Source organism: Collinsella aerofaciens, assembly GCF_015561195.1.
GTDB lineage: Bacteria > Actinomycetota > Coriobacteriia > Coriobacteriales > Coriobacteriaceae > Collinsella > Collinsella aerofaciens_AC.
This window is the reverse complement of the sequence record NZ_JADMSU010000009.1, coordinates 30,357-54,274: the sequence shown is the minus strand read 5'-3', so window position 1 is coordinate 54,274 and position 23,918 is coordinate 30,357. Positions and strand designations below refer to the sequence as shown.

Below are 23,918 nucleotides of genomic sequence, written 5' to 3'. Positions count from 1 at the left end.
ACTTACCTTTCGACCTCATGAGGATCTCGCAGCGCCTTGACGACACGAACCGTGCAGGCAGCCATAAAGGCCACGAAGCCGATCGCCTCGCCCAGGAGGAACATGCGAAATGCCTCTCCGAACAACGCAAACACAACCAAGGTAAAGACGAGCAGGGCGATTGCCGAGACCGCCAGACTCACCATACCCTTGAGCATGTCCGCATTCTGCCTATCGTCAAGAACCGGCTTGAGCGTATAGACAAAGGGAAGGAAGGCAATTGCGCCCGCGATGGCGCCTGCAACGATAGCGAGCAGATCGGCTATCTGAAACACTGGCGTCCTCACTTTCCTTTTTAACGCCTCACAGAACAGTTCCCGCCAAACATTGGTGACTATTGTACGAGCCAATCGTTAAAGTACAACCGAAAAAGCATCGGTTAATACGCACCTGTTCGTTTTCTTAAGACCTTCTTTATGCCGCAGGTAGGTAATACGTTTTTCTCGAACCCTGCAGGGCAAAACGTCCGTTAACGGGAGTGCGCGCGGTCACCTTTTGTTCGTCCGCGCGCACCGTTTCTTCGTATTTGCAGCCGCGGCCGTCTTAGCCCGACGACTAGAGCGTGCCGTAGATGCGGTCGCCGGCGTCGCCCAGGCCAGGGACGATGTAGGCGGCCTCGTTGAGATGGTCGTCGATGGCGCAGGTATAGATATGCACATCTGGGTCCTTCTCGGTCAGCGACTTGAGACCCTCGGGGGCCGCGACGATGCACAGCATGCGGATGTCCTTGACACCGCGCTCGCGCAGGTAGCTGATGGCCATCTCGGCCGAACCGCCCGTGGCGAGCATGGGGTCGACGACCAGGCAGATACGCTGGTCGATATCCTTGGGCATCTTGCAGTAATACTCATGCGGCTCGTGTGTGACCTCGTCGCGTTCCATGCCGATGTGGCCCACGCGGGCAGAGGGTACCAGGTCGAGGATGCCGTCGACCATGCCAAGGCCCGCACGCAGGATGGGAACGATGGCGAGCTTTTTGCCGGCAAGCTGCTTAAACGTGGCGGTAGTGATGGGGGTCTCGACCTCGACGTCTTCCATGGGCAGGTCGCGCATGACCTCGTAGCCGTCAAAAAGCGCGAGTTCGCGCACGAGCTGGCGGAACTGGTTGGTGCCGGTGTTTTTATCGCGCAGGATCGACAGCTTGTGCTGAACGAGCGGATGATCGACAAGCGTCACACGGGACGCATCGTAGGTGACGGTCATGGGTTGATTGCCCCTTTCGTTGCGGCCGCAAAACGGCCTTGCTGACAAGGCGCGCAGCAATGTCGCCACCGCACGCCATGCATTAGTTTAGCGGTTTGTTGTATCGAGCAGCCCACCGCGGCCCTACTGTGCGGTACTGAGCGAGCGCTTGACTGCATCACGCCAGCCCGCAAGGTTTTGCTCGCGGCGCTCGGCGGACATGTGGGGAAGGAAGGTCCTAACGATCTGGGCATTTTGCTCCAGCTCTTCCAGGTCTTCCCAATAGCCGACGGCAAGACCCGCCAAGTACGCGGCACCGATTGCCGTGGTCTCCACCGTCTCGCATTGCAGCACGGGGATATCCAGCAGGTCGGCCTGAAATTGCATGATGAACTCGTTGCGCGAGGCGCCGCCATCGACGGACAGGCGCTCGATCGAAAGCCCCACGTCCTGCTCCATGGCGCGCAGCACGTCGTAGCTCTGATATGCCATGGATTCGCAGGCGGCGCGCACGATGGTCGCACGGCTCGAGGCGCCGGTCAGACCGCACACGATACCGCGGGCATGCGGGTCCCACCAGGGAGCGCCCAAACCCGCAAAGGCGGGAACGAAGTAGCAGCCCTCGTTGTCGTTAATCGAAGCGGCGAGTTGTGCCGACTCGCTCACGCTCGAGATGATGCCCATGTTGTTACGAAGCCAGTTCATGGTGGAGCCAGCAGCAAAGATGGAGCCCTCGAGTGCATAGCCGATCTTCCCGTTCGCAGCGATACCGATGGTGGAGACCAGGCCGTTCTTGGATTCGACGATCTCGTCGCCGGTGTTCATGAGCATAAAGCAACCCGTGCCATAGGTGTTTTTGGTCTGGCCGGGACGGAAACAGCAGTGGCCGAACAGCGACGCCTGCTGGTCGCCCGCCACGCCCATGATGGGCGGCATGTTGGTCATGATGTCGCTCGCGACGCGGCCGTAGTCGCCCGAGCTCCAGCGAACCTCGGGCATCATGGAACGTGGAACGTCAAAGAGCGCCAGCAGGTCGTCGTCCCAATCGAGCGTATGGATATTAAAGAGTGCCGTGCGGCTGGCATTGGTGTAGTCGGTGGCGAAGACCTGACCGCCGGTGAGGTTATAAATGAGCCAGGTATCGATGGTGCCAAACATAAGGTCGCCCGCCGCCGCGCTCTCGCGCGCACCGTCGACGTTGTCGAGGATCCACTGCACCTTGGATGCCGAAAAATACGGGTCGAGCGTAAGGCCGGTACGGGAGCGCACCAGCTCCTCGCAACCCTGCTCGACCAGCTTGTCGATTGTCGAGGCGGTGCGTCGACACTGCCACACGATGGCGTTGTAGATAGGCTGGCCGCTCACGCGGTCCCACACCACCGTGGTCTCGCGCTGGTTGGAGATGCCGATGGCGGCAATGCGGTCGGAGTGGATACCGCTCTTAAACTGGACTTCCATCATGACGGCGATCTGGCTGGCAAGCACCGCCATGGGGTCTTGCTCTACCCAACCGGGACGCGGGAAGCTGGTTTTGACGCTGCGACGTGCCTGCGCGACGATGCATCCGTACTCGTCGACGATGGTCGCAAGTACCGAGGTGGTGCCGCAGTCGAGTGCCATGATGTAGGAACCGCCAAAGTTAAACGAGGCATCTTCCATGCCCAGGCTACCCAGATTCAACGACATCGCTTATACCTTTCTATTGCATCGGGTCGGACAGGACCCGTTCGATTTCTGATGCGGGAAGTGCGCCTTGGCGCAGGATCTGGAGCCCGCCGTGCTGAAACGACACGATGGTCGAGGCGTCGCGACACGGGGTCTCACCGGCGTCGACGGCAACATCGACCCCCTCCAGGATGCGACCCTCGACGGCGGCAAAGCTTGCCGGCGAGGGCGCGCCGTGCGTGTTGGCGCTCGTGCAGGCAAGTGGACTGCCGCAGGCGCGGATGATCGCCTGCACCACAGGCGAGGCCGACGCGCGAAGAGCCACCGTGTCATCGGCGGCGCGCATAAAGGTCGGCACGCAGGGGGCTGCCTTAATCACGATAGTCAGGGCTCCCGGCCAGCATCGTCGCGCGAGTTCGCGGGCCTCGTTAGGGATATTCACGCCATAGCGGTCGAGCGCCTCGGCATCATCGACCAGCCAGGCAACCGTTTGGGTGAGCTCGCGCTGCTTGAGGGTAAAGATACGACGATAGCCGGTACCGAGTGCGGGGACCGCGGCGCCGTTGACGGTGGCCTGCGGATCTCGCGGCCACGATGGGAATTCGCTTGTATCTTGAGGCACGGCGTCCGAAAAGGCGTTAACTGCCACAGCGACACCATAGACGGTCTCGGTCGGGATCAGGGCCAGACCGCCACAGCCGAGCACCTCGGCCGTACGCTCGACGGCAAGCCGATGCGGCTCGCGCGCTCCCTCGTATACCCGATAGACCGTCTGCATGTGTATGCCAGCCCCTTACGCCCTGGTGCAAGTTTGTTTACTGTGGGGCATTCTCGCACGAAATGTTCAATCTATTTGCCCAGAGCGCATGTTGGTTTGGTGAGCGGCTCTAGTAGTCGGTGAAAGTGAGGGGGTTATTGGACGGCTACGAACTTCTTTGGTCTTCCGGCGTGACGTTCTTGGGCGGCGTAACGCTCGATACTGTCTATCGTTATCATCCGACGGCCGTCGACGAGTTCAACATCGAGTTTGCCGGCTTTGACCAGCGCGGTAATCCGCGGAGCGGAGACTTTGAGGTCCAGCGCTGCGTCTTTAAATGTTCGGCACGCCGCTTCCCGAGCGTCCTCGTGGTCGATTTCGACTGAAAGGGCCACGACCTCGGCCGAGCGTTCGTACCCTGCCGGAGTCAAACCGTTGTTGAGGTCGTCGGCCAAAAACGCCATCAGTGCCTCGGTGGCATGGGCAATCGCTTCTTCGCGCGTATCGCCATCGGCAAAGGCGCCGGGAATCTGCGGGAAGCTGGCGCAGTAACCGTCGTCTTCTTTTATGAGAACGCAGTCATAGGTAAATCGCTGCCTCATTTTGCCTCCAACTACCATCCAGCTTGGCGACGAATACTTGCCCACGTGCCCTTCTTTGGTCGATCGCCACCAGAGCCGTTCACGGTGACAACACGGTCACCAGAAACATACTTAGCATGACTACCGACTTGCGCGACCTTCACGAATCCATCGTGCTTGAGTAGGGCAATGATTTCCCGAAAGGTAGGAGGTTGCATGGGCCGACCTCTTTCAGCCGTCCTAATTATAAACTACTTTATAATTTTTGCTAACCAGTTAATAAATATTACTGGCGCTGTTTGGGCTCGGTGATGATAGCTCGGACGATGCGGGGGCGATCGGTGAGGTCGTGGACGATGCGCACGTCCGACAGACCCGCTTGGCGGCAGAGCTCGGCCGCAGCGTCGAGCGCGCCCTCGTAGAGCTCGCAGGCAAAGAGGCCGCCGGCGCGCAACATGTAGGGCGCCGCGTTGAGCAGGCGGCGGAAGATATCGAGGCCGTCGGCGCCACCCTCGAGCGCCAGATCGGGCTCAAAGTCCTTGACCTCGTGCGGCAGCGAGCGCATGACATCGGTGGGGATGTAGGGCGGGTTGGAGACGAGCACGTCGAAGGTGCCCCACTCCTCGCGGGGGATGGAGCTCACCAGGTTCGTGAGGCTGAAGGCGACCTCGTCGGACGTGAGGCCAAGCGCATCGCGGTTTTTGGTAGCAAGGTCGATGGCGCGCGGCTCGATATCGGTAGCAGTGCAGGTGACGTGGCCGCGACGCTCCCAGGCGATCGAGAGCGAGATACAGCCCGTGCCGCAGCCGACCTCGAGAACGCGGGCAGTGCGGGGCTCGGCCGGGGCAGATACGTTGGCCTCGGCGGCATCTTGCGCGGGAGTCGTCTGTTGGTCGTTGCCCTCAATGGCGATGCCGTATTCGTCGAGCTCGGACTCGGGGGTTTCCATGGCCTCTGCTTCCGCCGCCTGCGCGGCGGCTTCCTCTGCCTCGCGGTCGGCCAGCTCCTCGGCATAGGCACGGCTACCGAGCACGTCGCTACCCAGCGCAGCCTCATCGGCGGCCGTCAGGTTGGCAGCACGGCGCTCGGCGGTCGCGCGTTCGTCGGCCAGCGCCGCCTCGGCTTTGCGGGCCTGCTCGACCTCATCGTTCCAAGGCAGCTCAACGCGCTGACGGGCGGCGGCCTCGGGGCTCAGCACCTCGGTATCCAGATAGTTCAGGACTTCCTCGACGAGCATCTCGGTCTCGGGACGCGGAATGAGTACGCCAGGGGCGCACGCGACGTCGATCATGCGGAACTGCGTGCTGCCCGTGATGTACTGTAGCGGCTCGCCTTTGGCGCGGCGGACGACCGCCGCGTGCATGGTCTCGAGCTGGGCCGCGTTAAGCGTCTCGTCCATGCGCATATACAAGTCGATACGCGCCAGGCCCGTGGCCGCGCACAGCAGCCACTCGGCAGAAAGACGGGGATGCTCCTCGCCGCGCTCGGCCAGGTACTCCTTGGTCCACTCGAGACAACGCTTGATGGTCCAAATCTCGTTTGCCATGGGGTCCTCCCCTCTTATGCGCCGGGCGGCGCGCGAATGTCGGAGCAGATTGTACGCGAGGGCGACGCACGACAAGGGACGATTGAAGGCGATTATCGAGAATCAGCCCAGAATTTTGCACCGAGCTCGTTCAAAGTGCTCATTCGTCAACGTCTAGATTTGCATTCGTCAAGCTTTTGGCAAGGTTGCCCCAAAACTGACCAATATCTAACCAAATACTTACCACATCGCTTGACGCGCGACGCGCCAAAAAAAGCCCCGCGACTTCTTGGAGGATTTTTCGAGCAATATTTTCAATTGCAGATGTATGCCGTTACTTGCTTTAAGCAGGTAAGCAGCTCAAAGGCCATCACAGCTGATTGAATAACATCTCAAAGCAATGTCCCCAACGATTCCCTACGGGTCATTTGACAACCAAGGAAACGCCGATGTTTTGGCAATGCCAGCGAGCGACGTCCAGGGCGAACAAGTTGGCATGAAAAAGGCAAGGCATTGACCTTCTGGTCATGCCTTGCCTTTTGAATGACAAATTGTCGCCCTGGGCGGCGCGCAGCGTCGGCCGGTCCGCCGTTCGGTAGAACGGCGGAACCTATACGGCCTGCGCCAGCTTCTCGGCTCGCTCGGCGGCGGCGAGTGCCTCGATGACGGTGCCGAGCTGGTCGCCCAGAAGGACGCCGTTGTAGGTGGAGTTGAAGCCGATACGGTGATCGGTCACGCGGTCCTGGGGCTGGTTGTAGGTACGAATCTTCTCGGAACGGTTGCCGTGGCCGATCTGGCTCTGGCGCTCGGCACCGAGCTCTGCCTGCTGCTTCTCGAGCTCCATCTCGTACAGACGAGCGCGCAGCATCTGCATGCAGACCTCGCGGTTCTGGATCTGGGAGCGCTGCTCCTGCGACTGCACCACGGTGTTGGTGGGCAGGTGGGTGATGCGCACGGCGGAGTAGGTGGTGTTAACGCACTGACCGCCAGGGCCCGAAGCGCAGTAAGTGTCGATGCGCAGATCGGACTGGTTGATCTGGACGTCAATCTCCTCGGCCTCGGGAAGCACGGCGACGGTAGCCGTGGAGGTCTGGATGCGACCCTGGGACTCGGTCTTGGGAACGCGCTGGACACGGTGCACGCCGGACTCGAACTTCATGACGGAGTAGACGCGGTCGCCCTCGACCTTGAACTCGATAGACTTAAAGCCGCCGGCCTCGCTGGGGCTGGAGTCGAGCACGGTGGTCTTCCAGCCGCGCGACTCACAGAAGCGCTGGTACATCTTGTACAGATCGCCGGCAAAGATGGCCGCCTCGTCGCCACCGGCGGCGGATCGAATCTCGACGATGGTGTTCTTGTCGTCGTTGGGGTCGCTCGGGATGAGCATGTACTTAATGTCTTCCTCGAGCTGGGGAAGCTTGGCCTCGTTTTCGGAGATGTCCATCTGGAGCATCTCCTTCTCATCGGCATCGGTAGTATCGTGGAGCATTTCCTTGGCAGCCTCGATGTCATCGAGCGCGCCGATGTACTCGCGCGAGGCGGCGATGAGGTCGGACTGGTGCGCGTACTCCTTGTTGAGACGCGTGAACTCCTTGATATCGGAGGCGACGGCCGGGTCGGAAAGCTTCTTCTCGAGCTCCTCGTAGGCATTGATGATCTTTTCGAGCTTGTCGCGCATGACGGGACTCCTTTATATGCGTGAAGGTGAAAATCGGCAGAATTGATGGGGCGCACGACGCCACTGCGGGGGTAAGTCCAGCTAGAACATGTCGATCTTCAGATACATGCGCATCCCTTCGCGTACGGGGTACATAGTTGCGGTCTAACCCATACATGATAGCGTGCGCAGGCAAACCTGCATATAACCCGCACGGAATGAGTGGATGTAGCCGTTGGGGGCGTTCCTTAACGAGTAGTCGTTTAAGAGCGTCCCCAACGGCTAACAAAGGGAGCGTCGCTTTGTCACATTCTAGAGCGTGTGGAGCAGGGCGATGAGGAAGCGAACACCCTGGAGGTAGGCGCGGCGGGTGATGCGCTCGTTGGTGCCGTGGACGCCGCGGTCGCACTCGTCATCGTCGACCACAAACGCCGAAAAACGAATGCATTCGGAGCAAATGCGCTGGTAGTTGGCAGCGTCGGTCGCGCCGATCACGGTCGAGGGGACAATCGCCAACGGCTCGGATGATCCGTTTTCCTCCGTCCCCTTTGGATCGCGGAAATAGCGGGCGGCGATGGAGCGAACCGCCTCGAGGCCGGGACCACCGATGCGCGGGGACGGCGAGGGCTCGGAGCTGCCGAGACCCAGCTCCACTTCGACACGACCGGCAAGGTCCGCCTCGGCAACCGCCTCACGACAGCACGCCACAACGTCGGCCACGCTCGTGCCCTCGAGTATGCGGAAGTTAATGTTGGCCCACATATCCTGCGGCATCACGTTAGCACCGGTGCTACCGCCCTCGATTTGGGTCGGTGCACAGGTGGTGGTCACGAGCGGATAGAGCTTCTTGCTGGCGAGGCAATCGCGGACAATGGCGCCCCCGTTGGCGGCAATCTCATCCGCCGTGTAGAGCCCCAGCTCGACAAGCTGCGCGGCAAGCAGATCGGTCACGCGCGTCGGCCACTCGATATCGCAGATTGCGGCGATGGCACGGCTGAGCACCTCGAGCGACGTGCCGCCGTAGGGGTTGGACGAATGCCCGCCCTCGCTACGCGTACTCAACACGATATCGGCGTAGCCCTTCTCCGCGAGATCGGCATGCATAAGCCAGCCCTCGCCCGCGCCGTACTCGGCAGCCGAAACGATACGGTAGTCGCCCTCGTCGATCAGGTACTCAAGCTCAATGCCGCGCTCCTCGAGCACGCGGCCGATAGCCCCCGCGCCGTACTGCGTGGTCTCCTCATCCTGGCCAAAGGCGAGCAACAGTGTGCGCTTGTGCTCCCAGCCATGCGCCAGTGCATACTCGACCGCCTCGAGAATGCCTGCGACCTGGTCTTTCATGTCGATAGCGCCGCGACCCCAAATGTAGGTGTCGTCCACATGTCCGCTAAAGGGAGCGTGCGTCCAGTCGGCCTCGGTGCCGGGCACCACGGGGACCACGTCCATGTGGCCCATGAGCATGACGGGTTTGAGGGCGGAGTCGGAACCGCCAAGCGTCACCAACAGCGAATGGCCGACAAGCTCGACCTCGCCCGCCGCAAATACGTGCGGCCAGGCCTGCTGCATATACGCGCGCAGGTCGTCGAAGGGCTGCCAGTCCACCGCCTCGGCATCCATGCTCGAAATGGTCGGAAACGACAGCACGCGGCCCAAGCGCTCGCACGCGCCGGCCTCATCTATATCGGCAAAATCATCCTCATGTGCAAAGAAGCGCCAAACCTCGGCCATGACATCCTTTCGATTGTGACGACAAAGGCCGCCCCACGGGAGCGGCCCTGCAACGCAAGCGTTTGCGGTCGGTTATTTGTCCTCGAGATAACGCGAGAGGAACTCGCGGGTGCGCTGGTGTTTGGGGTTGCCGAAGAGCTCGGCCGGCGCGGCGTCCTCGAGCACCACGCCCTTGTCCATAAAGACCACGCGGTCGGACACCGTGCGGGCAAAGGCCATCTCGTGCGTGACGACGACCATGGTCATGCCGTCGGCGGCGAGCTTGCGCATGACCTCGAGCACCTCGCCCACGATCTCGGGGTCGAGCGCGGAGGTCGGCTCGTCGAACAGCATGATCCGCGGATTCATACATAGGGCACGAGCGATGGCCACGCGCTGCTTTTGGCCGCCGGACAGGCGACCAACGGCGGCGTGCGCGAACTTCTCGAGTCCCACGCTCGTCAGATGCTCCAGCGCGACCTTTTCGGCCTCGGCCTTGCTCATCTTTTTGAGCGTGACGGGCGCGAGCGTACAGTTGTCGAGCACATCCATGTTGTTGAACAGGTTAAAGCCCTGGAACACCATGCCGATGTCCTCGCGCAGCTTGTTGATGTTGCAGCGCTCGGCCGTGAGGTCCTGGCCGTGGAACCAGATGTGGCCCGCGTCCGGGGTCTCGAGCAGGTTGAGGCAGCGCAGGAAGGTCGACTTGCCCGAACCCGAGGCGCCGATGATGGTGACGACCTCACCGGGATTGACAGCGAGGTCGATGCCCTTAAGCACCTCAAGCGAGCCAAAGCTCTTGCGCAGGCCCTCGACGCGGATAAGCGGCTCATTGGTCTGTGCGGCGGCCGCGGTGCCGGTAGTGGCGGTATCTGCCATGATGATTCTCCTCGTCTTGAGCCTAGTTAGAGCTGGGCAGCGTGGCAGGAGCCTCGGCGCCGAGCTTTTTGCCAAAGGCCTCGAGCAGGCGGCTCGCCACGAGCGTCAGGATCAGATAGACCACGAGCGCCACGCAGTAGACCTCCATCTGGCGGTAGTACACGCCGGCGACGGTGGTGGTGGCATACATGAGGTCGAACACGCCGATGACCGAGAGCACCGACGAATCCTTGATGTTGATGATGAGCTCGTTGGTGAGCGCCGGAATCGCGTTTTTAATACCCTGAGGGAACACGACCCTGCGCATAGCCTGCCACTGCGACAGACCCAGCGAGCGCGCTGCCTCGGCCTGGCCGGGATCGATGGACTCGATGCCGCCGCGCAGGACCTCCATCATGTAGGCGGTGGAGTTGAGCGAGATGGTGACGAGGCCGGCGGTGAAGGTACTCCAAATCTGGTTGGCCTGGGCAGTCTCGAAGCCCATGCCGCGCAAAACGGTGAAGCCCGCGTAATAGATGAGCAGGCCCTGGACCATCATGGGCGTGCCGCGCACGATGGTGGAGTAGACGGTCGCAAAGCCGCGGCCGATGCTCTTAAAGAAGCGTGTGAGGTCGTTATCCACGCGGTCGAACGTCTGAATGCGCAAAAACACAAGGAGCAGCGCCAGGAAGAATGCGATGACGGTGCCGAAGGTCGCAAGTGCGATGGTGATCTCGATGCCACGGATGAAGAAGTCGCCGCTCTTGTAGGTCATGTAGACCAGGCTCGACAAAAAGTCGCTGGGGTTGGAGTCCGAGACAATGCTCACCTGCACCAGGTCGATAAATGACATGGCGCAGCGGTCGATAAAGAAGATCGCCGCAATAGCAACGACGACATAGCTGCCCAGGCGCGCGCCGCGACGGAAGCGCTCGGAAGCAAACGGCGACGTTTCGCGATAGTCGTTCCAGTGCATGAGCTTGGTGACCAGCGCCGCCGCCGACACAACGAGCCAGGCCCAAAGGATTGCCCAGAGGCAGTCTTGGAACACGCCCGTAGGCGCCAAGAAGCTCAGCGGCGTGGGGTTGCGTTGGCTAAACGCCAGGCCGAGCGCCGCGATAACGCTCGTGCCCAGGTATACATAACGGTGGTCGGCCTTGATAAAGGAGGCCAGGCGATTGATGGTTTTCATGCTGCCTCCCTATGCCGGCTGACGGTCGAGGCACGCGTCCCACATTTGGTCGCGCTCCTCTTGGCTAATGCCCTTGAGTGTCTTGTCGATGAGTTTAAGCAGCTTGTCCGAGCCCTTGCGGCAGCCGACGTTTGCCGTGACCTCCTGCTTGAAACCCTCGCCCTCGGCAAATTGAATCGGCACGATACCCGGGTTTTGGGCCATATAGCCCTTCTCGTTCTCGGTGTTGTAGGTCACGGCGTCGCACGTGCCCTGCAGCAGGTTCGAAAACACCGTGGGGACCGAATCGACCGGGTTCTTGTGGACAACGCCCGGGATCTCGTCGATGACGGTATCGAGCATGGTGTCCTTTTGGCCGAGCACCGTGGCACCACTGAAATCGCTGAGCTTGGTGGCGTTCTGGTAAGGCGAGCCCTCTTTTACGAACAGGCCAAAGTAGCCAATGAAGTACGGGTCGGAAAAGCCGACGGACTCCTCGCGCTCGGGCGTGGCACTCATGCCGGCGATGATGAGGTCAATCTGGCCGTTGTTGAGCGAATCGATAAGGCCCGAAAAGCTCTGCTTGACGGCGACGGGCTCGCCGCCGAGAGCCTTGCAGACGATCTTGGCGATCTGCACGTCGTAACCATCGGCATAGGCGCCCTGCACGTTGTCGATGGGGATCGTGAACTCGCTGGCCTCGGAAACCTGCCAGTTGTACGGGGCGTAGGCCGCCTCCATGCCAATGCGGATCTTATCCTTGCCGATAACGGAATCGGACAGGTCATCGCGACCGCCGCCCGTCGTGGGCTGAACTACTTCCAGCGTGGAGGGACGCTGGCAGCCGGCAAGTGCGCCGGCGACGACAGAAGCGCTCGCAGCGAGAGCGCTACCCAAAAAGATGCGACGGCTGCATACCGGCTGTGGATGCGCGTCGCGTTGATGGGGAGAATGCATAATCTGCCTTCCCTGTTGAATCGTATGCTGACGACTTAACAGGATATACGCCAGCGACCAGCAGCGCAGCACAAGCTCGAAAAATTAATAGACACGCGGTAGTCATTGGGAACGTCGATGTTTTGGCAATGCCAGCGAGCGCCGCCCAGAGCGAACAAGTTGGCATGAAAAAGGCACGGCATAGACCTTCTGGTCATGCCGTGCCTTTTGAATGACAAATTGTCGCTCTGGGTGGCGCGCAGCGTCGACCGACCCGCCGTTCGTCAGAACGGCGGAACCTAAGGGCGCAGCGTCGACCGGTCCGCCGTTCGTTAGAACGGCGGAACCTCTAGAGCAGGGTGACGCTAAAGGAACGGGTGTCGGTAGCGCCCGGCGCCAGCGTAATGGTGTTGACCTTGTGCTCGAAGACGTCCTCCTCGGTGTCCATCGTGGTGTGACCGGTCCAAGGCTCGAGCGCCACAAACGGGGCGTCGTTGGCGGCAGACCACACGCCGATGTACTTAAAGCCCTCAAAGTCGATCTTGACGCCGTGGCCCGACCTGCAACCGCGCAGCGTGAGCGTGGAGCCCGGGGTATCGGTGAACATGATGGCATCGTTATCGAAGCTGCGGTGCGTGATGGGCAGCACGTCCGAGTTATCGGGAGCCTTGTAGCTGCCCTCGAACGTCATGAGGCCATCGGGCGTGATGATGGGCGCCTCGTTGGTCCAAGCCTCGGTAAATGCCAGCTCGTAATCCTCGAACGTCTCGTCCTCGGCACCGGGGACGGGCACGTTAAACGCGGGGTGGCCGCCCACCGAGAACGGCAGGTCCACGTCGCCGGTGTTGGTGACGGCAAAGGTCTGGGTAAGCGTGGCGTCACCAGTCAGGGCATAGGTCATGTTGAGCTTAAAGTGGAACGGGAACGCCTTGAGCGACTCGGGCGTGTCGGTGATCTCGTAGGTGACGGACGAGCCGTCCTCGGAGACCTCGACCAGCTTGTGCTCGACGATGCGCGCGAGGCCGTGGCGCGGCATCTCGCAGGTGCCAGCCGCAGACGTCGCCGTGTTGTTGCGCAGCGAGCCCACAATGGGGAACAGAATGGGCGCGTGCTTGCCCCAAAAGGCCGGGTCGCCCTGCCACAGATACTCGTTGCCGTTGAGGGCAAGACTCGTGAGCTGGGCACCCATGGAATCGATGGCCGCGGTGAGGCCGCCGCGCTTGATGGTGGTGACGGTAGACATGCTACTTCCTCCAAAAGTAAACAACAGTGTCGAGGGCTATTGTCCCACTCTTGGCGGCAAGGAGAAGCGGCAGGCGCAGTTATTGAGCGATTGCGTAAAGGTCAAACCCGCCCTGCGGCGTGCTGTCGACCGTATCGGGCGCCTGCGAGTTAAAGCTCACGGGAACCATGCGCTTTGAGGCGCGGAAGCGCGTGCCATCGGTGGCGACGGGCGGCTCGTCGACCGTAAGCTCGTAGTCGCCGGGCTTGAGTTCGATGCCGTCACCAGCGGAGTTGACATATTGATACTCGTCAATCGCCTGTCCCCTGAGTGTGCGGCCCACGATATGGATGAGCATCTGGCTGTCGCCGCGGGCGGTGTCCCATGTCGCGCCGTCCTTGACCTCGACCGATACATGCACCGAGCGCGTGCGGCTGAGCGATTGCTCGACGGACATCTCGACCTTGGCGGCGTCTTGGCGCTGCTGCTCGACATGACCCCAGATGCTGCCGATTGCCGAGCAGGCGATAACGCCGGCCATGAAGGCGATGAGAATGGGGCCGAGCGGAGAGCGGCGGCCCGCGTCTTCCTCGCGAGCCAGGTCGGGGCGATGCGTGGGCGCAGGCGCCTGGGCACCCTGCGCGGGCACGTCGAGAATGCTGAAAGATGCCGTGCTGTCGGGGTCGATGGTGTGGCGCGGCTGCGGGGTCTTTGCCGGCGAGATGGACATGTCGGCTGGCTCGCCAAGCGTGGCCGTGGCATCGGCCTTTGCCTCGTCTGCCTCGGCTTGGGCCCAGGCTTGTTCGAAGGTTAGGGGTTCGGCGGAGTCGGAAGCGGCGTCCGAGCCGGCGGCGGCGTCGTTGCCGGTCTCGTCCTCGTCGCTCGACATGTCACGCGGCATGGGCTCGTCCCACTCCTCATCCGGAGCCTCACCCTCGCTATACCACCATTCAAAGTTATCGATATCCATACGGGGCGCCCCTTAGGCCTCGCAAATAAACACTTGCTAGCCTTATATCCCCAGATGGCACGGAAGCTCACCCGCGCCGGGCACGAAAACCGTCACAACATTCGACGCTTTTCCTCGTTTTCGAGATTTCCGCCGAATGTTGTGACGGTTTGGGCAGCAGCCACACCACGAATGCGACGAAGGAGCAGCCCCCTTGTCACATCTGGAGGACAACGGGGATTTGGATACAGCAGAAGTCCTCTTGGTGGGACTCGTCGTAGCTGGTGGTATCGAGGTAGCAAAAATCGAAGGCGTTGCCGATGGGCTGGAGTGCGTGCTTGTCCATGCATGCCACGATGGCACGGATGCCCTCGGGCTCGTACGGCATGCCCCAGCGGCTCATGCACAGGTATGTGCCCTCGGGCAGTACTTCGATGCCGATTTCTGCCAGCTCGGCGGGATCGCTCGGCAGCAACTCCTCGACACCGCGCGGTAGCACGGCAAAGGAGCCGGCGCCGGCAATGGGGTCGTCGGAATGCAGCGCCTCGCGACGCAGCATGGCGCCCCAGCCGCGCATGGGACGCGTGCCCGTCAACGTACGCATGCGCAGGATGGCCCGCATGAGCGTGGGGTGCAGCATCGAGCGGCCACGCTCGATATCGCCCGGAAACTCCTCAAAGACCACGTAGCGGCGCTCAAACTGTTTGAGCTCCGGCTTGCCCTCGCGCTCGCGCCAGTAAACCGCCTCGTCGTAAAAGCTCAGACGCTCCTGCACACTCGCGCGCTCGGCTTTGAGCCCGGCGATCTGTTCATCGAGCGCCTGCACCCGCGAGCGCAGGTGATCGGTCATCTCGCCAATGTCGAACGTCGAGGTTAGGCGGTCGACCTCATCGAGCTCGAGCCCCAGGTCGCGCAGCATGCAGATCAGACGCATGAGCGGGATCTGCGTGGGCGAATAGAAACGGTAGCCTTTTTCGTTCACCACGGCGGGCTTAAACAGGCCGATCTTGTCGTAATAGATGAGCGTTTGACGCGAAACGTTGAACAAGCTCGCCATCTCGCTAATCGCATACATGCCCGTCTGCATAAGTCCTCCCGACACATCCTTTTAGCGCACAAAGCCCGCCGCCCACAGGGGCAGCGGGCTCAAACACTACTCGTATCCTACCCTAAAGACACCTATGACCAGCGCTTATAGTTTGCGCATGACACGCCGACGGCCTCGAGCGCCTTGGCGGCGATGTGATGCACCGCGTCATCGAGCGTGGCGGGGCCGTTGTAAAACGTGAGCATGGGCGGCATGAGCATGACGCCCGGTACGCGCGCCAGGCGCGCCATGTTGTCGACATGAATGGCGCTGAAGGGCGTCTCGCGCACCATGAGCACCAGGCGGCGCTGCTCTTTCATCTGCACGTCGGCCGCACGCAGCAACAGATTTTCGCTGTAGCCGCTCGCGATGCCGGCGAGCGTCTTCATGGAGCAGGGCGCCACGATCATGCCGTCGATCGGATAGGTACCGCTTGCGATGGCGGCGCCGATGTTCTTGTTGTCGTAGACCACATCGGCATGCGCGGCAAACTCGTCGAGCGTCATGCCGAGCTCCTGCTCGATGGTGATCTCTCCCCCACGCGTGACGACAAGCGCCGACTCGGCACCGGCCTGACGCAGGCACTTGAGACACTCGAGGCCCAGCGCAGCGCCGCTGGCACCAGAAACGCCAACGACAATGCGACGGGGACGAACAGAAGACTCAGGCATGACAACTCCTTGACTACTTGGTAGGGCTTACCAGCAACAACAAAATGGCGGCTATAGGTCGGGCAATGTCAGCGAGCGCGCGCCTGGCGAGACAAGGTGCCCCGAAACAAGAAGGCATAGGGCTTATGCCCATGCCTTCGCAGCTGAGGGGCAGATTGTCCGCCAGGCGCGGGCGCAGCGTCGACCGGTGCGGCGTTTGTTAAAACGCCGCAATCTCCCTAGCCCACTTGTCTGTGTCGATCTCCATGAACTGCGAGCGAATGAAGTTCTTCTTGAGGTCGAACGGGACCGTGCAGTCGAAGATGGCCTTGCAGGCGATGCCGTGCTCGCGGATCGAAGGATCGAACGCGGGGTCGTTGGACGGGTCGAGCACGTGGCAGTGGCAGCCGGGGATGGTGATGAGGTCCACGTCGGCCTGGAAGCGTGTGGTCATGGCCCACATCACGTCGCTCATATCGAAGATGTCGACGTCCTCGTCGACCAGGATGACGTGCTTGAGCTCGGAGAATGCCGAGAAAGCGAGCATGGCGGCGTTGCGCTGACGGCCCTCGTCATTTTTGCTCGACTTCTTAAACTGCATGATGGCAACGAACTTGCCGCCGCCGCAGGGGGCAGCGTGGACGTTGAGCAGGCGGCCCGGGATGGCGGTCTCGACCATCTTGTAGATGGATGCCTCGGTGGGGATGCCGGCCATGGAAACGTGCTCGTGCGAAGGGCCGATGCAGCTCTCCATGATGGGATTGACGCGCGTGGTGACGGCGGTGATCTTGATCACCGGGCAGACCTTGGCGCCGCCGGTGTAGCCGGGGAACTCGGGCATGGCGTAGCCGTGGCCGTTGACGTCCTCGTTGATGGTCTCGTCGTGCATGAGGTAGCCCTCGAGCACGTACTCGGCATTGGCAATGCACTTCTGCGGAACGGTGACGCAGTCGGCAAGCTCGACGGCGTGGCCACGCAGGGCGCCGGCAATCTGCAGCTCGTTAAAGCCGAGCGGCGTGGTGGGCGCCTCGAAACCGCAGCACATGTACACGGCGGGGTCCAGGCCGATGGAGATGGAGATGGGCATGTCCTCGCCGCGCTGGCAGTACTCGTCAAAGAACGCGCCCAGGTGACGGCTGCCCGGGGTGATCCACATGGCGAGCTTGTCCTTGTCGACGCAGGAGAAGCGGTGGATGGTCACGTCGGACTGGGAGCCGTCGGGGCTCGTGCCATAGGCGAGACCCATGGTGATGTAGGGGCCGCCGTCGACGGGCGTGTTGGTGGGAGCGGGAACGATCTTGCGCAGGTCAAAGCCCTCGTCGGTCGCCTTGTACACGACCTCCTGACAGTCGACGTGCGCACCCTCGGCGATCTGCTTAGGCGCGATCAGGTTCTCGAAGCGCTTGCCGATCTCGAGGCCCAGGTGCTCCTCGTCCAGGTCGAGCAGGGCGGCAACGCGCTTGCGGCTGGCAAGCATGCCGATGCAGACCTTGGCATCGTCAAAGCCCTTGACGTTGTTGAAGACCATCGCCGGACCCTCTTTGGTCGGACGCATAACGGTACCGCCGGCACCGACGTGGCGATAGACGCCCGAGACCTCGGCATCGGGATCGACCTGGGTGTCGGTCTCGAGCAGCTGGCCCGGCATCTCGCGCAAAAAGTCGAGCGCGGAGCGCAGATCGTGAATCTGGGAAGCATCGGTAGTGGACATAGCATGCTCCTTTCGGGAGAGTGCCCGACGGCGGGGATGCCGCCGGGCTGGGTAACGTAGTGGGGCCGCGGCGCTCATAGATAGAGCGCTCGGCCACTCGCAGTTAGAGCACTCGGCCGCTTACAGCCCAAGCGCTCGGCCGCTTACATAAGGCCAAAGAGGTGGAACCAGGCGGCCTCGACCAGCACGACGATAAAGACGACCGCGGTGAGGGGAATACCCATGCGCATGGCCTCTTTGGAGGTGTAGCCGCCGGCGTCCTTGCCCTCGCCGATAAGGATCGGCAGGTTGTGGAACGGCAGGATGTAGTGGATGTTGATGGACGTGAAGACGATGAGCGCCACGGCGAGCGGGCTCACGCTGGAGCCGGCCGCGAAGCTGATGAACGCCGGCACGCACACGCCGAGCACGGCCATGACCGAGCCCATGAACATATGGATAACCATGGAGAGCGCGGCGACAAGCAGGGCGAACAGGAAGATGTTCTCGGGTACGGAGCTGGGAAGCACGACGTCGGCGATCCAGGCGTTCATGCCGGTGGCGCCGCCCACGGAACCCACGGCCATGGCGGCCGTCAGGAACATGAGGGACTTGATGTCGACAGCGTTCCAGCTGGCGGGGGTAAGGACCTCGCCGATGATGGGCATGGCGAGAGACACGCCGATGGCAAGCGTCACCCAGCCGATGTAATCGCCCGAGACGGTAAGCCACAGCGCGATGGCGATGACAAGCCACACGATGGTGCGGATCTCCTTGACGGAAAGCTTGCCGAGCGCGGCCTGCTTGGCCACGATCTGTTCGCGATCGTAGACGAGCTCCTTGCTGGGCTTAAAGAGGAAGAGGCCCAAGAACAGGGTGCACAGCAGCGCGACCAGCATGGGCACGCTCATGTACAGGAACCAGTCGACAAAGGACGGGCTCATGCCGCCGGCCTCGGCGCTGTACTGCGCAACGAGCGGGTTGAGCGTGGAGTCGCCCGTCAGGAAGAACATGGAGCCCGGGGCGGCAGCGGCAAACACGAGGAAGCCGAGCTTGCCGCGGTCGTCGTCACCGTAGCCGGCGGACTCGGCGATAACCGAGACGACGGCGAGGATGAGGAAGGCGCGGGGGAACGGATGCGGGATCAGCAGCGACAGCACAAAGGTGAGCGCGAAAATCGAGATGATGAGCGACTTGGCATCGCGCACGAACTTGAGCATAAACGCGTAGGCGATACGCTCGCCCAGGCCCGACTCCTTGACCGCGCTGGCGATGAGGTAGGCGCCGATGACGAGCCACATAGTGGCCTTAGTCCACGAGCTAAACGTGGAGGCGACCGTCGCCGAGATGCTCGCGGTGCCCGCGTCGTCCACGCACACCTTGAACAGAACGAGCAGCGCGCAGTAGAGCAGGCCCACAAAGCCCGGCTGCGCCACGCCGCACGCCCAGAACACCACTGTGGCGAGCGTCAGTGCCAGACAGGTCTGACCGCCGACCGTGAGCTCGACCGTCGAGCTCAGCTCCGCCAAAGGAAGAAACTTCACCAGCAAAAAGACAACGATGCCCAGCACAAAGCCAATTTCGCGCTTGGTGATCTTAAACGCCTTCTTTTCCGCTTCCATCTCCCCACCTTTCTTGTTGGGGGCGCTCCGGACTCGCGGCCACGTTACCGCTTAAAAAGGGGCGCCCGTTATCGGACACCCCTTACGTTGCGCTGTGTTGCGGCAATACAGTCAAGCAGATTTTTTGGATGAGAAGCGATCCCCTGGACAAAAACCGTCACAACATTCGACGGTTTTCTTCGTTTTCGAGATTTTCATCGAATGTTGTGACGGTTTGGATATGGCAAAGAGACTGTACCTTTGTTACATAGCGAGATCCGTACGGATGGATGGATCGCTGAGGGCCTCGCGGAGCCAGGGGGCCAGCTGCTCGGGGCGACCCCGCAGGTAGCCGTCGAGCTCGGACGGGGCGACCGGGCGCACTTCCGAGATCTCCTCTTGGTTGATGTGCAGCTCGCCCGGCTCAACATGGGCAAGGTAGACCTCGCACCATTCGCACTCGCAGCGGCCGTCGCCGTGGTCCTCGCGGTAGGTCACGTGACCGAGGTGTTTGAGCTGGTCGGGTGCGCGCGTGATGCCGAGCTCTTCGTTGATGCGGCGCGCCGTCGCGGCGACAACGTCCTCCCCGGGGAGCGGATGGCCGGCACAGCTATCGGCCAGCACCCCGCCCCACAGGCGTTTGAGCGGACTGCGGCGACAGAGCAGCAGGCGCGCGTCTTCGCCCTGGCCCTCGACCAGAAGCGTCAGAAATGCCTGATGCAGAATGCCCTCACCGGCATGGGCCTCGGTGCGGTCGACGGGGCCAAGCGCCTCGCCGGTCGCGGCATCGACCGCCACGACCTCGGCGCCTGCGCCGCCCTCATCCCAGCCGGCGCGCAGAATGCGGGCGGCGGCTTCCTCGAGCGCGGCGATGAGCTCCTTGGTGGTGTCGAGCACGCGCTGCAGGTCGTCCGCGGTCGCGTTCTCCACATGAAAACCCGTGCTTACGACTACCGGCACGCCAAAGCGCGTGGCCAGCGCCGCCGCGATATCGTGCGCCGGGATCTCGTCTCGATGACACGGAACGGCCAGGATGCTCACCGTCGCCGTACGGCCGGGCTCGGGGCGCGGAATGGCCTGCGCCGTGGCGCCCAGGTGCGCGAACTCAGGCGAGCAGGCGTACACCGCCATGCCTCGCGGCGTCACCGTCAGCTGGGCCTCGAGCACAAACTTGCCCTCGCCCACTGCAACCTTTGTCGTGTGCATACCCATGGGATCTCCTGTCGCCCGCAATGTATCTGAGACCATCTTCGCCTGTATTGCGACTATACAGGCAAGCGCAGCCTGCGACAAAGGAGGCAGGCACCTGACACATTCTGTTAGAGTTGCAGGGATTGAATCCCACTTATTCATGCGACATTGGAGTGACAACCTTGACCGCCGCAACCACGCCTAAAAGTAAGTCAACCGCCGCCGCGCTCTCCCCCGCGCGCACCAGGCTCTGCCTGGCGCTGCTCGTGCTGCTGGGATTCTCGCTCGGCTGCTCCGAGTTCGTGGTCATCGGCATCGAAAGTGACTTGGCGACGGAACTCGGCATATCGCTTGCCACTGCGGGCCAGCTCATCAGCGTTTTTGCACTGGTCTACGCCATCGCGACGCCGGTGCTTGCACTCAGCACGGGGCGCTTCCGTCGTTACCAGCTGCTCGTGTGCTACAGCATTATCTTTGTGCTCGGCAATCTGGTCATGGCGCTGGCGCCCAACTTCCAGGTGCTGTTTATCTCGCGCATCATCCTAGGTTCCGTCTCGGGCGCACTGCTCGCCGTGGGTGTGACGTACATCCCCGAGCTGCTGTCCCCGCAGCAAACTTCGCTTGCCATCTCAGTGGTATATGGTGCGTTTTCCGTGGCAATGGTCTTTGTCACTTCGATCGGCAAGTTCGTGGCCGACACGCTCGATTGGCACGTGGCCATGTACGGCACGCTGACCTTTGCCGTTTTGATCTGCGGAGCGCTCGTGGCGTTTATGCCGCGCGCTGGGCAAACCGACGAGCCTGCCACCTTTCGCGAGCAGGCGGGGCTTCTACGCGAACCGAGCATCATCACCGGCATGCTCATCTTTTTGTTTGGCGTGGGATCGGTCTATGTGTTCTACGGCTATGTGACGCCTTATCTTGAGCAGGTGCTGGGCATGGGCACTGTTCAGGCGAGCACCACGCTTATGGCCTACGGCGTGTTCTGCCTGATCTCGAACATCCTGGGCGGATGGATCGACGCGCGCTTTGGCATGAAGGCGCTGCTTGTGACGTTTGTGCTGCAAGCTGCGGCGTTACTCGGGCTGTTTGCCGTGGGCGACACCATGCCGCTCGCGCTGGTCTTTGTCTTTAGCCTAGCGCTGCTCATGTACCTGTTCTCGGTGTCATGCATCACGCACTTTATGGACGTGGCGCGCAGCCGCCATCCCAAATCGATGGTACTCGCGAGCTCGGTAGAACCCATGGCGTTTAACGTCGGCATTTCGTTTGGCACCGCAGTAGGCGGCGCCGTGGTGAGCAGCGTTGGCATTGCCTACGTTGGCGCGGTTGGTGCCGCGTTCTCGCTTGTGGCTTGGGCGCTCACGCTGGTGACGATTAAGTTGGCTCGCTGGGAGCGCAAGCGGGCAAGGGCGTAAGCGCAGATGCGATACTCGAGCTCGATGATGGCGATCGAAAGGAAACCGCATATGCAATGCGTACTGTTTATCTGTCATGGGAACATCTGCCGCTCGACGATGGCTGAGTCGGTGTTTACCGAGCTGGTGCGCCGCGCTGGGCACGCGGGCGAGTTTGTCATCGATTCTGCAGCGACCTCAACTGAGGAGATCGGCAACCCGCCGCACCACGGTACCGTTGCCAAGCTGCGTGAAGTCGGGATTCCTGTCGTTGCCCACCGTGCGCGCCAGGTGCGTCGCGCGGAGTATGGCGACTGGGATCACATTGTCTATATGGATGCTGAGAACGCGCGTGGCCTGCGTCGCATCTTTGGCGACGACCCCGACGGCAAGATTACGCGCTTGCTCGATTGGACCGAGCGCCCCGGCGACGTGGCCGATCCCTGGTACACCGGCAACTTCGACGCCACCTACCGCGATGTGCTCGCCGGCTGCACCGCTATGCTCGAGCAGCTGTAGGTTCGCGGGCGCGCGAGGTGCGCCATTGGCATAAAACGAGCGTGGATTATCTCCCGCATACAAATTGAGCGTGGATTTCCTCCCACTTTGAGCGTTCAAGTGCGCTCTAAACGGGAGAAAATCCACGCTCATTTTCTCGGTGGGAGAAAATCCACGTTCAACTACTCGTCGACGATCTCGGCAAGCCAGACGTTCAGCGTATCAATCTCGGGGCAGCAGAACTTTGCCGTGCCAGGCTCGTTGCCAGGCACGGTTCCGCCATAGCGCAGGATATCGATATAGGGAAAGCCCACGTGACAGGCCATGGCGCACATCTTGCCGCGGTCTCGGTCAAAGTCAAAGACGTCGCCCGGCTTGTGACCATGGTGGCAGCGGCACGTCCCCAGCTGGTCCACGCAGCTCACGCGGATACGCGGCCGCTTGCCACGCGGCGCGCCGAGTGGCCTGTTCTCGCCCGCAGGCTTGACGCCGCCCTCGCCAGCGTTACTCATGGTCAATCACATCCAGGCAGGCCTCGATGGGAAGGCCGGCCGACTTGTCCTCTTGGTTGGCATTGCGCTCGATAAGCTCAGCCACCACACGCATGGCATCGGACGTCGCGCGCTGCAGACTCCAACCTGCCATAACGCGGCCCATGAGCACCGCCGAGAACGTATCGCCCGTACCCGGGAAATAGACCGGAATGAGCTCAAAGGGAATCGTGAAGTACTCCCCCGCCACATGGTCGTAACCGATAACCGCGTTCGTGCCATTTACCACGGCGCTCGTAATGACCACCGACTTGGCACCCAGCTCGCGCACGGCGTCCACAAGGGCGCGGGCCTCATCGGGCGTGATCTGCTCTGCAATAGGCGTATCGGCGAGCAGACAGGCCTCGGTGTAGTTGGGCACCGCGTAGTCTGCGCACTCCAGCAGGTGCCGCATAAGGCCAATCGTGGACTCGGGCACACCGGCATAGAGCTTGCCGTTGTCGCCCATGATGGGATCGACGAACACCTTGGTGCCCTTTTGCGCGCGGCGGTGGCAAAAGTCCGAGATGATGCGCGTCTCTTCCTCGGTCACGATAAAGCCGGTCGAGATGGCGTCGAACTCAAAGCCGAGCTCTTCCCAGATGGCAAGACTCTGACGCACGTACTCGGTGGTGTCGTGGATGTAGAACTTGGGGTAGTTGAGCGTGTCGGAAACGAGCGCCGTCGGCAGGTTGTGGATGCGATAGCCCATGTGCGACAGCACCGGCAGCATGGCAGAAAGCGCGACCTTGCCGTAGCCGCACATATCGTTAATCAGCAGCAGCTGAGTATTCTTCATGAAAGTCCCCCTTGGGTCGGGCGCGGCGCAACGGCGCCACAGTGCAACTAAGTGTAGCGCAGGGGACGTTGCGAGCGGAGTCGAGCGGCACGAAGGGCAAATTGTTGCGGAAAGGTTTCGGAAAATGATCCCTTTTCCTCCGTCCCCAAGGGATCACATGCACCGAAGCGGACCGTGGCGGAATCACATGTTGAGGACGGACAGCGAAAACGTTCCTAAGCGAGCA

The 23,918-nt window shown here is 61.7% G+C and carries 24 protein-coding genes; 3 read left to right on the top strand and 21 right to left on the bottom strand.

The window, feature by feature from the left end; genetic code table 11:
• Positions 1-2: 2 nt before the first annotated feature.
• From I2H81_RS08655 to I2H81_RS08625, 7 genes are all read right to left on the bottom strand, one after another.
• A complete protein-coding gene (locus I2H81_RS08655; RefSeq protein WP_195645279.1) occupies positions 3-314 on the bottom strand; it encodes a hypothetical protein in 312 nt (103 codons plus the stop codon).
• A gap of 280 nt (positions 315-594) precedes the next feature.
• Positions 595-1,242, bottom strand: coding sequence for a uracil phosphoribosyltransferase (upp, locus tag I2H81_RS08650; RefSeq protein WP_195645278.1), 648 nt, complete (start codon positions 1,240-1,242; stop codon positions 595-597).
• A 123-nt stretch (positions 1,243-1,365) separates the two neighbouring features.
• The gene (gene glpK, locus I2H81_RS08645) at positions 1,366-2,907 is read right to left on the bottom strand and encodes a glycerol kinase GlpK (protein ID WP_195645277.1); all 1,542 of its coding nucleotides are present in this window, start codon (positions 2,905-2,907) and stop codon (positions 1,366-1,368) included.
• Positions 2,908-2,920: 13 nt separating this feature from the next.
• Positions 2,921-3,664, bottom strand: a complete 744-nt coding sequence (locus tag I2H81_RS08640) for an L-threonylcarbamoyladenylate synthase (RefSeq protein ID WP_195645276.1) — start codon at positions 3,662-3,664, stop codon at positions 2,921-2,923.
• Positions 3,665-3,798: 134 nt separating this feature from the next.
• The gene (locus I2H81_RS08635) at positions 3,799-4,290 is read right to left on the bottom strand and encodes a type II toxin-antitoxin system HicB family antitoxin (RefSeq protein ID WP_128620077.1); all 492 of its coding nucleotides are present in this window, start codon (positions 4,288-4,290) and stop codon (positions 3,799-3,801) included.
• The gene (locus I2H81_RS10625) at positions 4,257-4,442 is read right to left on the bottom strand and encodes a type II toxin-antitoxin system HicA family toxin (RefSeq protein WP_089573106.1); all 186 of its coding nucleotides are present in this window, start codon (positions 4,440-4,442) and stop codon (positions 4,257-4,259) included. The genes I2H81_RS08635 and I2H81_RS10625 overlap by 34 nt, the downstream gene beginning before the upstream one ends.
• Before the next feature lie 68 nt (positions 4,443-4,510).
• Positions 4,511-5,770, bottom strand: a complete 1,260-nt coding sequence (locus tag I2H81_RS08625) for a N5-glutamine methyltransferase family protein (protein ID WP_195645275.1) — start codon at positions 5,768-5,770, stop codon at positions 4,511-4,513.
• A gap of 36 nt (positions 5,771-5,806) precedes the next feature.
• Between I2H81_RS08625 and I2H81_RS08620 the strand changes: the two genes are divergently transcribed.
• Positions 5,807-6,133, top strand: coding sequence for a hypothetical protein (locus I2H81_RS08620; RefSeq protein ID WP_195645274.1), 327 nt, complete (start codon positions 5,807-5,809; stop codon positions 6,131-6,133).
• 226 nt (positions 6,134-6,359) lie between these two features.
• Here I2H81_RS08620 and prfA read toward each other — a convergent pair whose 3' ends face one another.
• The 12 genes from prfA to I2H81_RS08560 form a co-directional block, all read right to left on the bottom strand.
• Positions 6,360-7,427, bottom strand: a complete 1,068-nt coding sequence (prfA, locus tag I2H81_RS08615; protein ID WP_195645273.1) for a peptide chain release factor 1 — start codon at positions 7,425-7,427, stop codon at positions 6,360-6,362.
• Positions 7,428-7,718: 291 nt separating this feature from the next.
• Positions 7,719-9,134, bottom strand: coding sequence for a M20/M25/M40 family metallo-hydrolase (locus I2H81_RS08610; protein ID WP_195645272.1), 1,416 nt, complete (start codon positions 9,132-9,134; stop codon positions 7,719-7,721).
• 72 nt (positions 9,135-9,206) lie between these two features.
• Positions 9,207-9,992 (bottom strand): amino acid ABC transporter ATP-binding protein, encoded by a 786-nt coding sequence (locus tag I2H81_RS08605; protein ID WP_195645271.1) that lies wholly within the window; start codon positions 9,990-9,992, stop codon positions 9,207-9,209.
• A 22-nt stretch (positions 9,993-10,014) separates the two neighbouring features.
• Positions 10,015-11,163 carry an amino acid ABC transporter permease gene (locus tag I2H81_RS08600; RefSeq protein WP_195645270.1) on the bottom strand — a complete coding sequence of 383 codons (1,149 nt, stop codon included), beginning with the start codon at positions 11,161-11,163 and terminating at the stop codon, positions 10,015-10,017.
• Positions 11,164-11,172: 9 nt separating this feature from the next.
• Positions 11,173-12,099, bottom strand: a complete 927-nt coding sequence (locus tag I2H81_RS08595) for a transporter substrate-binding domain-containing protein (protein WP_195645269.1) — start codon at positions 12,097-12,099, stop codon at positions 11,173-11,175.
• A gap of 328 nt (positions 12,100-12,427) precedes the next feature.
• Entirely contained in the window at positions 12,428-13,321 is an 894-nt protein-coding gene (locus I2H81_RS08590) for an aldose 1-epimerase family protein (protein ID WP_195645268.1), read from the bottom strand.
• A gap of 79 nt (positions 13,322-13,400) precedes the next feature.
• The gene (locus tag I2H81_RS08585; RefSeq protein WP_195645267.1) at positions 13,401-14,270 is read right to left on the bottom strand and encodes a hypothetical protein; all 870 of its coding nucleotides are present in this window, start codon (positions 14,268-14,270) and stop codon (positions 13,401-13,403) included.
• Between the two features lie 196 nt (positions 14,271-14,466).
• Positions 14,467-15,351 (bottom strand): MerR family transcriptional regulator, encoded by an 885-nt coding sequence (locus tag I2H81_RS08580; RefSeq protein WP_271817509.1) that lies wholly within the window; start codon positions 15,349-15,351, stop codon positions 14,467-14,469.
• A 77-nt stretch (positions 15,352-15,428) separates the two neighbouring features.
• Positions 15,429-16,007 (bottom strand): UbiX family flavin prenyltransferase, encoded by a 579-nt coding sequence (locus tag I2H81_RS08575; protein ID WP_195645266.1) that lies wholly within the window; start codon positions 16,005-16,007, stop codon positions 15,429-15,431.
• A 199-nt stretch (positions 16,008-16,206) separates the two neighbouring features.
• Positions 16,207-17,697 (bottom strand): UbiD family decarboxylase, encoded by a 1,491-nt coding sequence (locus I2H81_RS08570; RefSeq protein ID WP_195645265.1) that lies wholly within the window; start codon positions 17,695-17,697, stop codon positions 16,207-16,209.
• Between the two features lie 143 nt (positions 17,698-17,840).
• The gene (locus I2H81_RS08565) at positions 17,841-19,298 is read right to left on the bottom strand and encodes an SLC13 family permease (protein WP_229108145.1); all 1,458 of its coding nucleotides are present in this window, start codon (positions 19,296-19,298) and stop codon (positions 17,841-17,843) included.
• Between the two features lie 243 nt (positions 19,299-19,541).
• Complete coding sequence (locus I2H81_RS08560; RefSeq protein ID WP_195645264.1) at positions 19,542-20,483, bottom strand: isopentenyl-diphosphate Delta-isomerase; 942 nt, start codon at positions 20,481-20,483, stop codon at positions 19,542-19,544.
• A 158-nt stretch (positions 20,484-20,641) separates the two neighbouring features.
• Between I2H81_RS08560 and I2H81_RS08555 the strand changes: the two genes are divergently transcribed.
• Positions 20,642-21,886, top strand: coding sequence for an MFS transporter (locus I2H81_RS08555; protein WP_271817511.1), 1,245 nt, complete (start codon positions 20,642-20,644; stop codon positions 21,884-21,886).
• A 51-nt stretch (positions 21,887-21,937) separates the two neighbouring features.
• Positions 21,938-22,384, top strand: coding sequence for a low molecular weight protein-tyrosine-phosphatase (locus I2H81_RS08550; RefSeq protein ID WP_195645263.1), 447 nt, complete (start codon positions 21,938-21,940; stop codon positions 22,382-22,384).
• Between the two features lie 161 nt (positions 22,385-22,545).
• Here the strand turns inward: I2H81_RS08550 and I2H81_RS08545 are convergent, their stop codons facing one another.
• Positions 22,546-22,875: a TIGR04076 family protein gene (locus I2H81_RS08545; RefSeq protein WP_199412187.1), complete on the bottom strand. Its 330-nt coding sequence runs from the start codon at positions 22,873-22,875 to the stop codon at positions 22,546-22,548.
• Positions 22,868-23,692: a PfkB family carbohydrate kinase gene (locus tag I2H81_RS08540; RefSeq protein WP_195645262.1), complete on the bottom strand. Its 825-nt coding sequence runs from the start codon at positions 23,690-23,692 to the stop codon at positions 22,868-22,870. The genes I2H81_RS08545 and I2H81_RS08540 overlap by 8 nt, the downstream gene beginning before the upstream one ends.
• Positions 23,693-23,918: the final 226 nt, after the last annotated feature.

Coding starts and splice junctions, on each gene's coding strand:
- upp (WP_195645278.1), bottom strand. CDS start 1,242: ATGACCGTCACCTACGATGCGTCCCGTGTGACGCTTGTCGATCATCCG.
- glpK (WP_195645277.1), bottom strand. CDS start 2,907: ATGTCGTTGAATCTGGGTAGCCTGGGCATGGAAGATGCCTCGTTTAAC.
- I2H81_RS08640 (WP_195645276.1), bottom strand. CDS start 3,664: ATGCAGACGGTCTATCGGGTATACGAGGGAGCGCGCGAGCCGCATCGG.
- I2H81_RS10625 (WP_089573106.1), bottom strand. CDS start 4,442: ATGCAACCTCCTACCTTTCGGGAAATCATTGCCCTACTCAAGCACGAT.
- I2H81_RS08625 (WP_195645275.1), bottom strand. CDS start 5,770: ATGGCAAACGAGATTTGGACCATCAAGCGTTGTCTCGAGTGGACCAAG.
- I2H81_RS08620 (WP_195645274.1), top strand. CDS start 5,807: ATGTCGGAGCAGATTGTACGCGAGGGCGACGCACGACAAGGGACGATT.
- prfA (WP_195645273.1), bottom strand. CDS start 7,427: ATGCGCGACAAGCTCGAAAAGATCATCAATGCCTACGAGGAGCTCGAG.
- I2H81_RS08610 (WP_195645272.1), bottom strand. CDS start 9,134: ATGGCCGAGGTTTGGCGCTTCTTTGCACATGAGGATGATTTTGCCGAT.
- I2H81_RS08605 (WP_195645271.1), bottom strand. CDS start 9,992: ATGGCAGATACCGCCACTACCGGCACCGCGGCCGCCGCACAGACCAAT.
- I2H81_RS08600 (WP_195645270.1), bottom strand. CDS start 11,163: ATGAAAACCATCAATCGCCTGGCCTCCTTTATCAAGGCCGACCACCGT.
- I2H81_RS08595 (WP_195645269.1), bottom strand. CDS start 12,099: ATGCATTCTCCCCATCAACGCGACGCGCATCCACAGCCGGTATGCAGC.
- I2H81_RS08590 (WP_195645268.1), bottom strand. CDS start 13,321: ATGTCTACCGTCACCACCATCAAGCGCGGCGGCCTCACCGCGGCCATC.
- I2H81_RS08585 (WP_195645267.1), bottom strand. CDS start 14,270: ATGGATATCGATAACTTTGAATGGTGGTATAGCGAGGGTGAGGCTCCG.
- I2H81_RS08575 (WP_195645266.1), bottom strand. CDS start 16,007: ATGCCTGAGTCTTCTGTTCGTCCCCGTCGCATTGTCGTTGGCGTTTCT.
- I2H81_RS08570 (WP_195645265.1), bottom strand. CDS start 17,697: ATGTCCACTACCGATGCTTCCCAGATTCACGATCTGCGCTCCGCGCTC.
- I2H81_RS08565 (WP_229108145.1), bottom strand. CDS start 19,298: ATGGAAGCGGAAAAGAAGGCGTTTAAGATCACCAAGCGCGAAATTGGC.
- I2H81_RS08560 (WP_195645264.1), bottom strand. CDS start 20,483: ATGCACACGACAAAGGTTGCAGTGGGCGAGGGCAAGTTTGTGCTCGAG.
- I2H81_RS08550 (WP_195645263.1), top strand. CDS start 21,938: ATGCAATGCGTACTGTTTATCTGTCATGGGAACATCTGCCGCTCGACG.
- I2H81_RS08545 (WP_199412187.1), bottom strand. CDS start 22,875: ATGAGTAACGCTGGCGAGGGCGGCGTCAAGCCTGCGGGCGAGAACAGG.
- I2H81_RS08540 (WP_195645262.1), bottom strand. CDS start 23,692: ATGAAGAATACTCAGCTGCTGCTGATTAACGATATGTGCGGCTACGGC.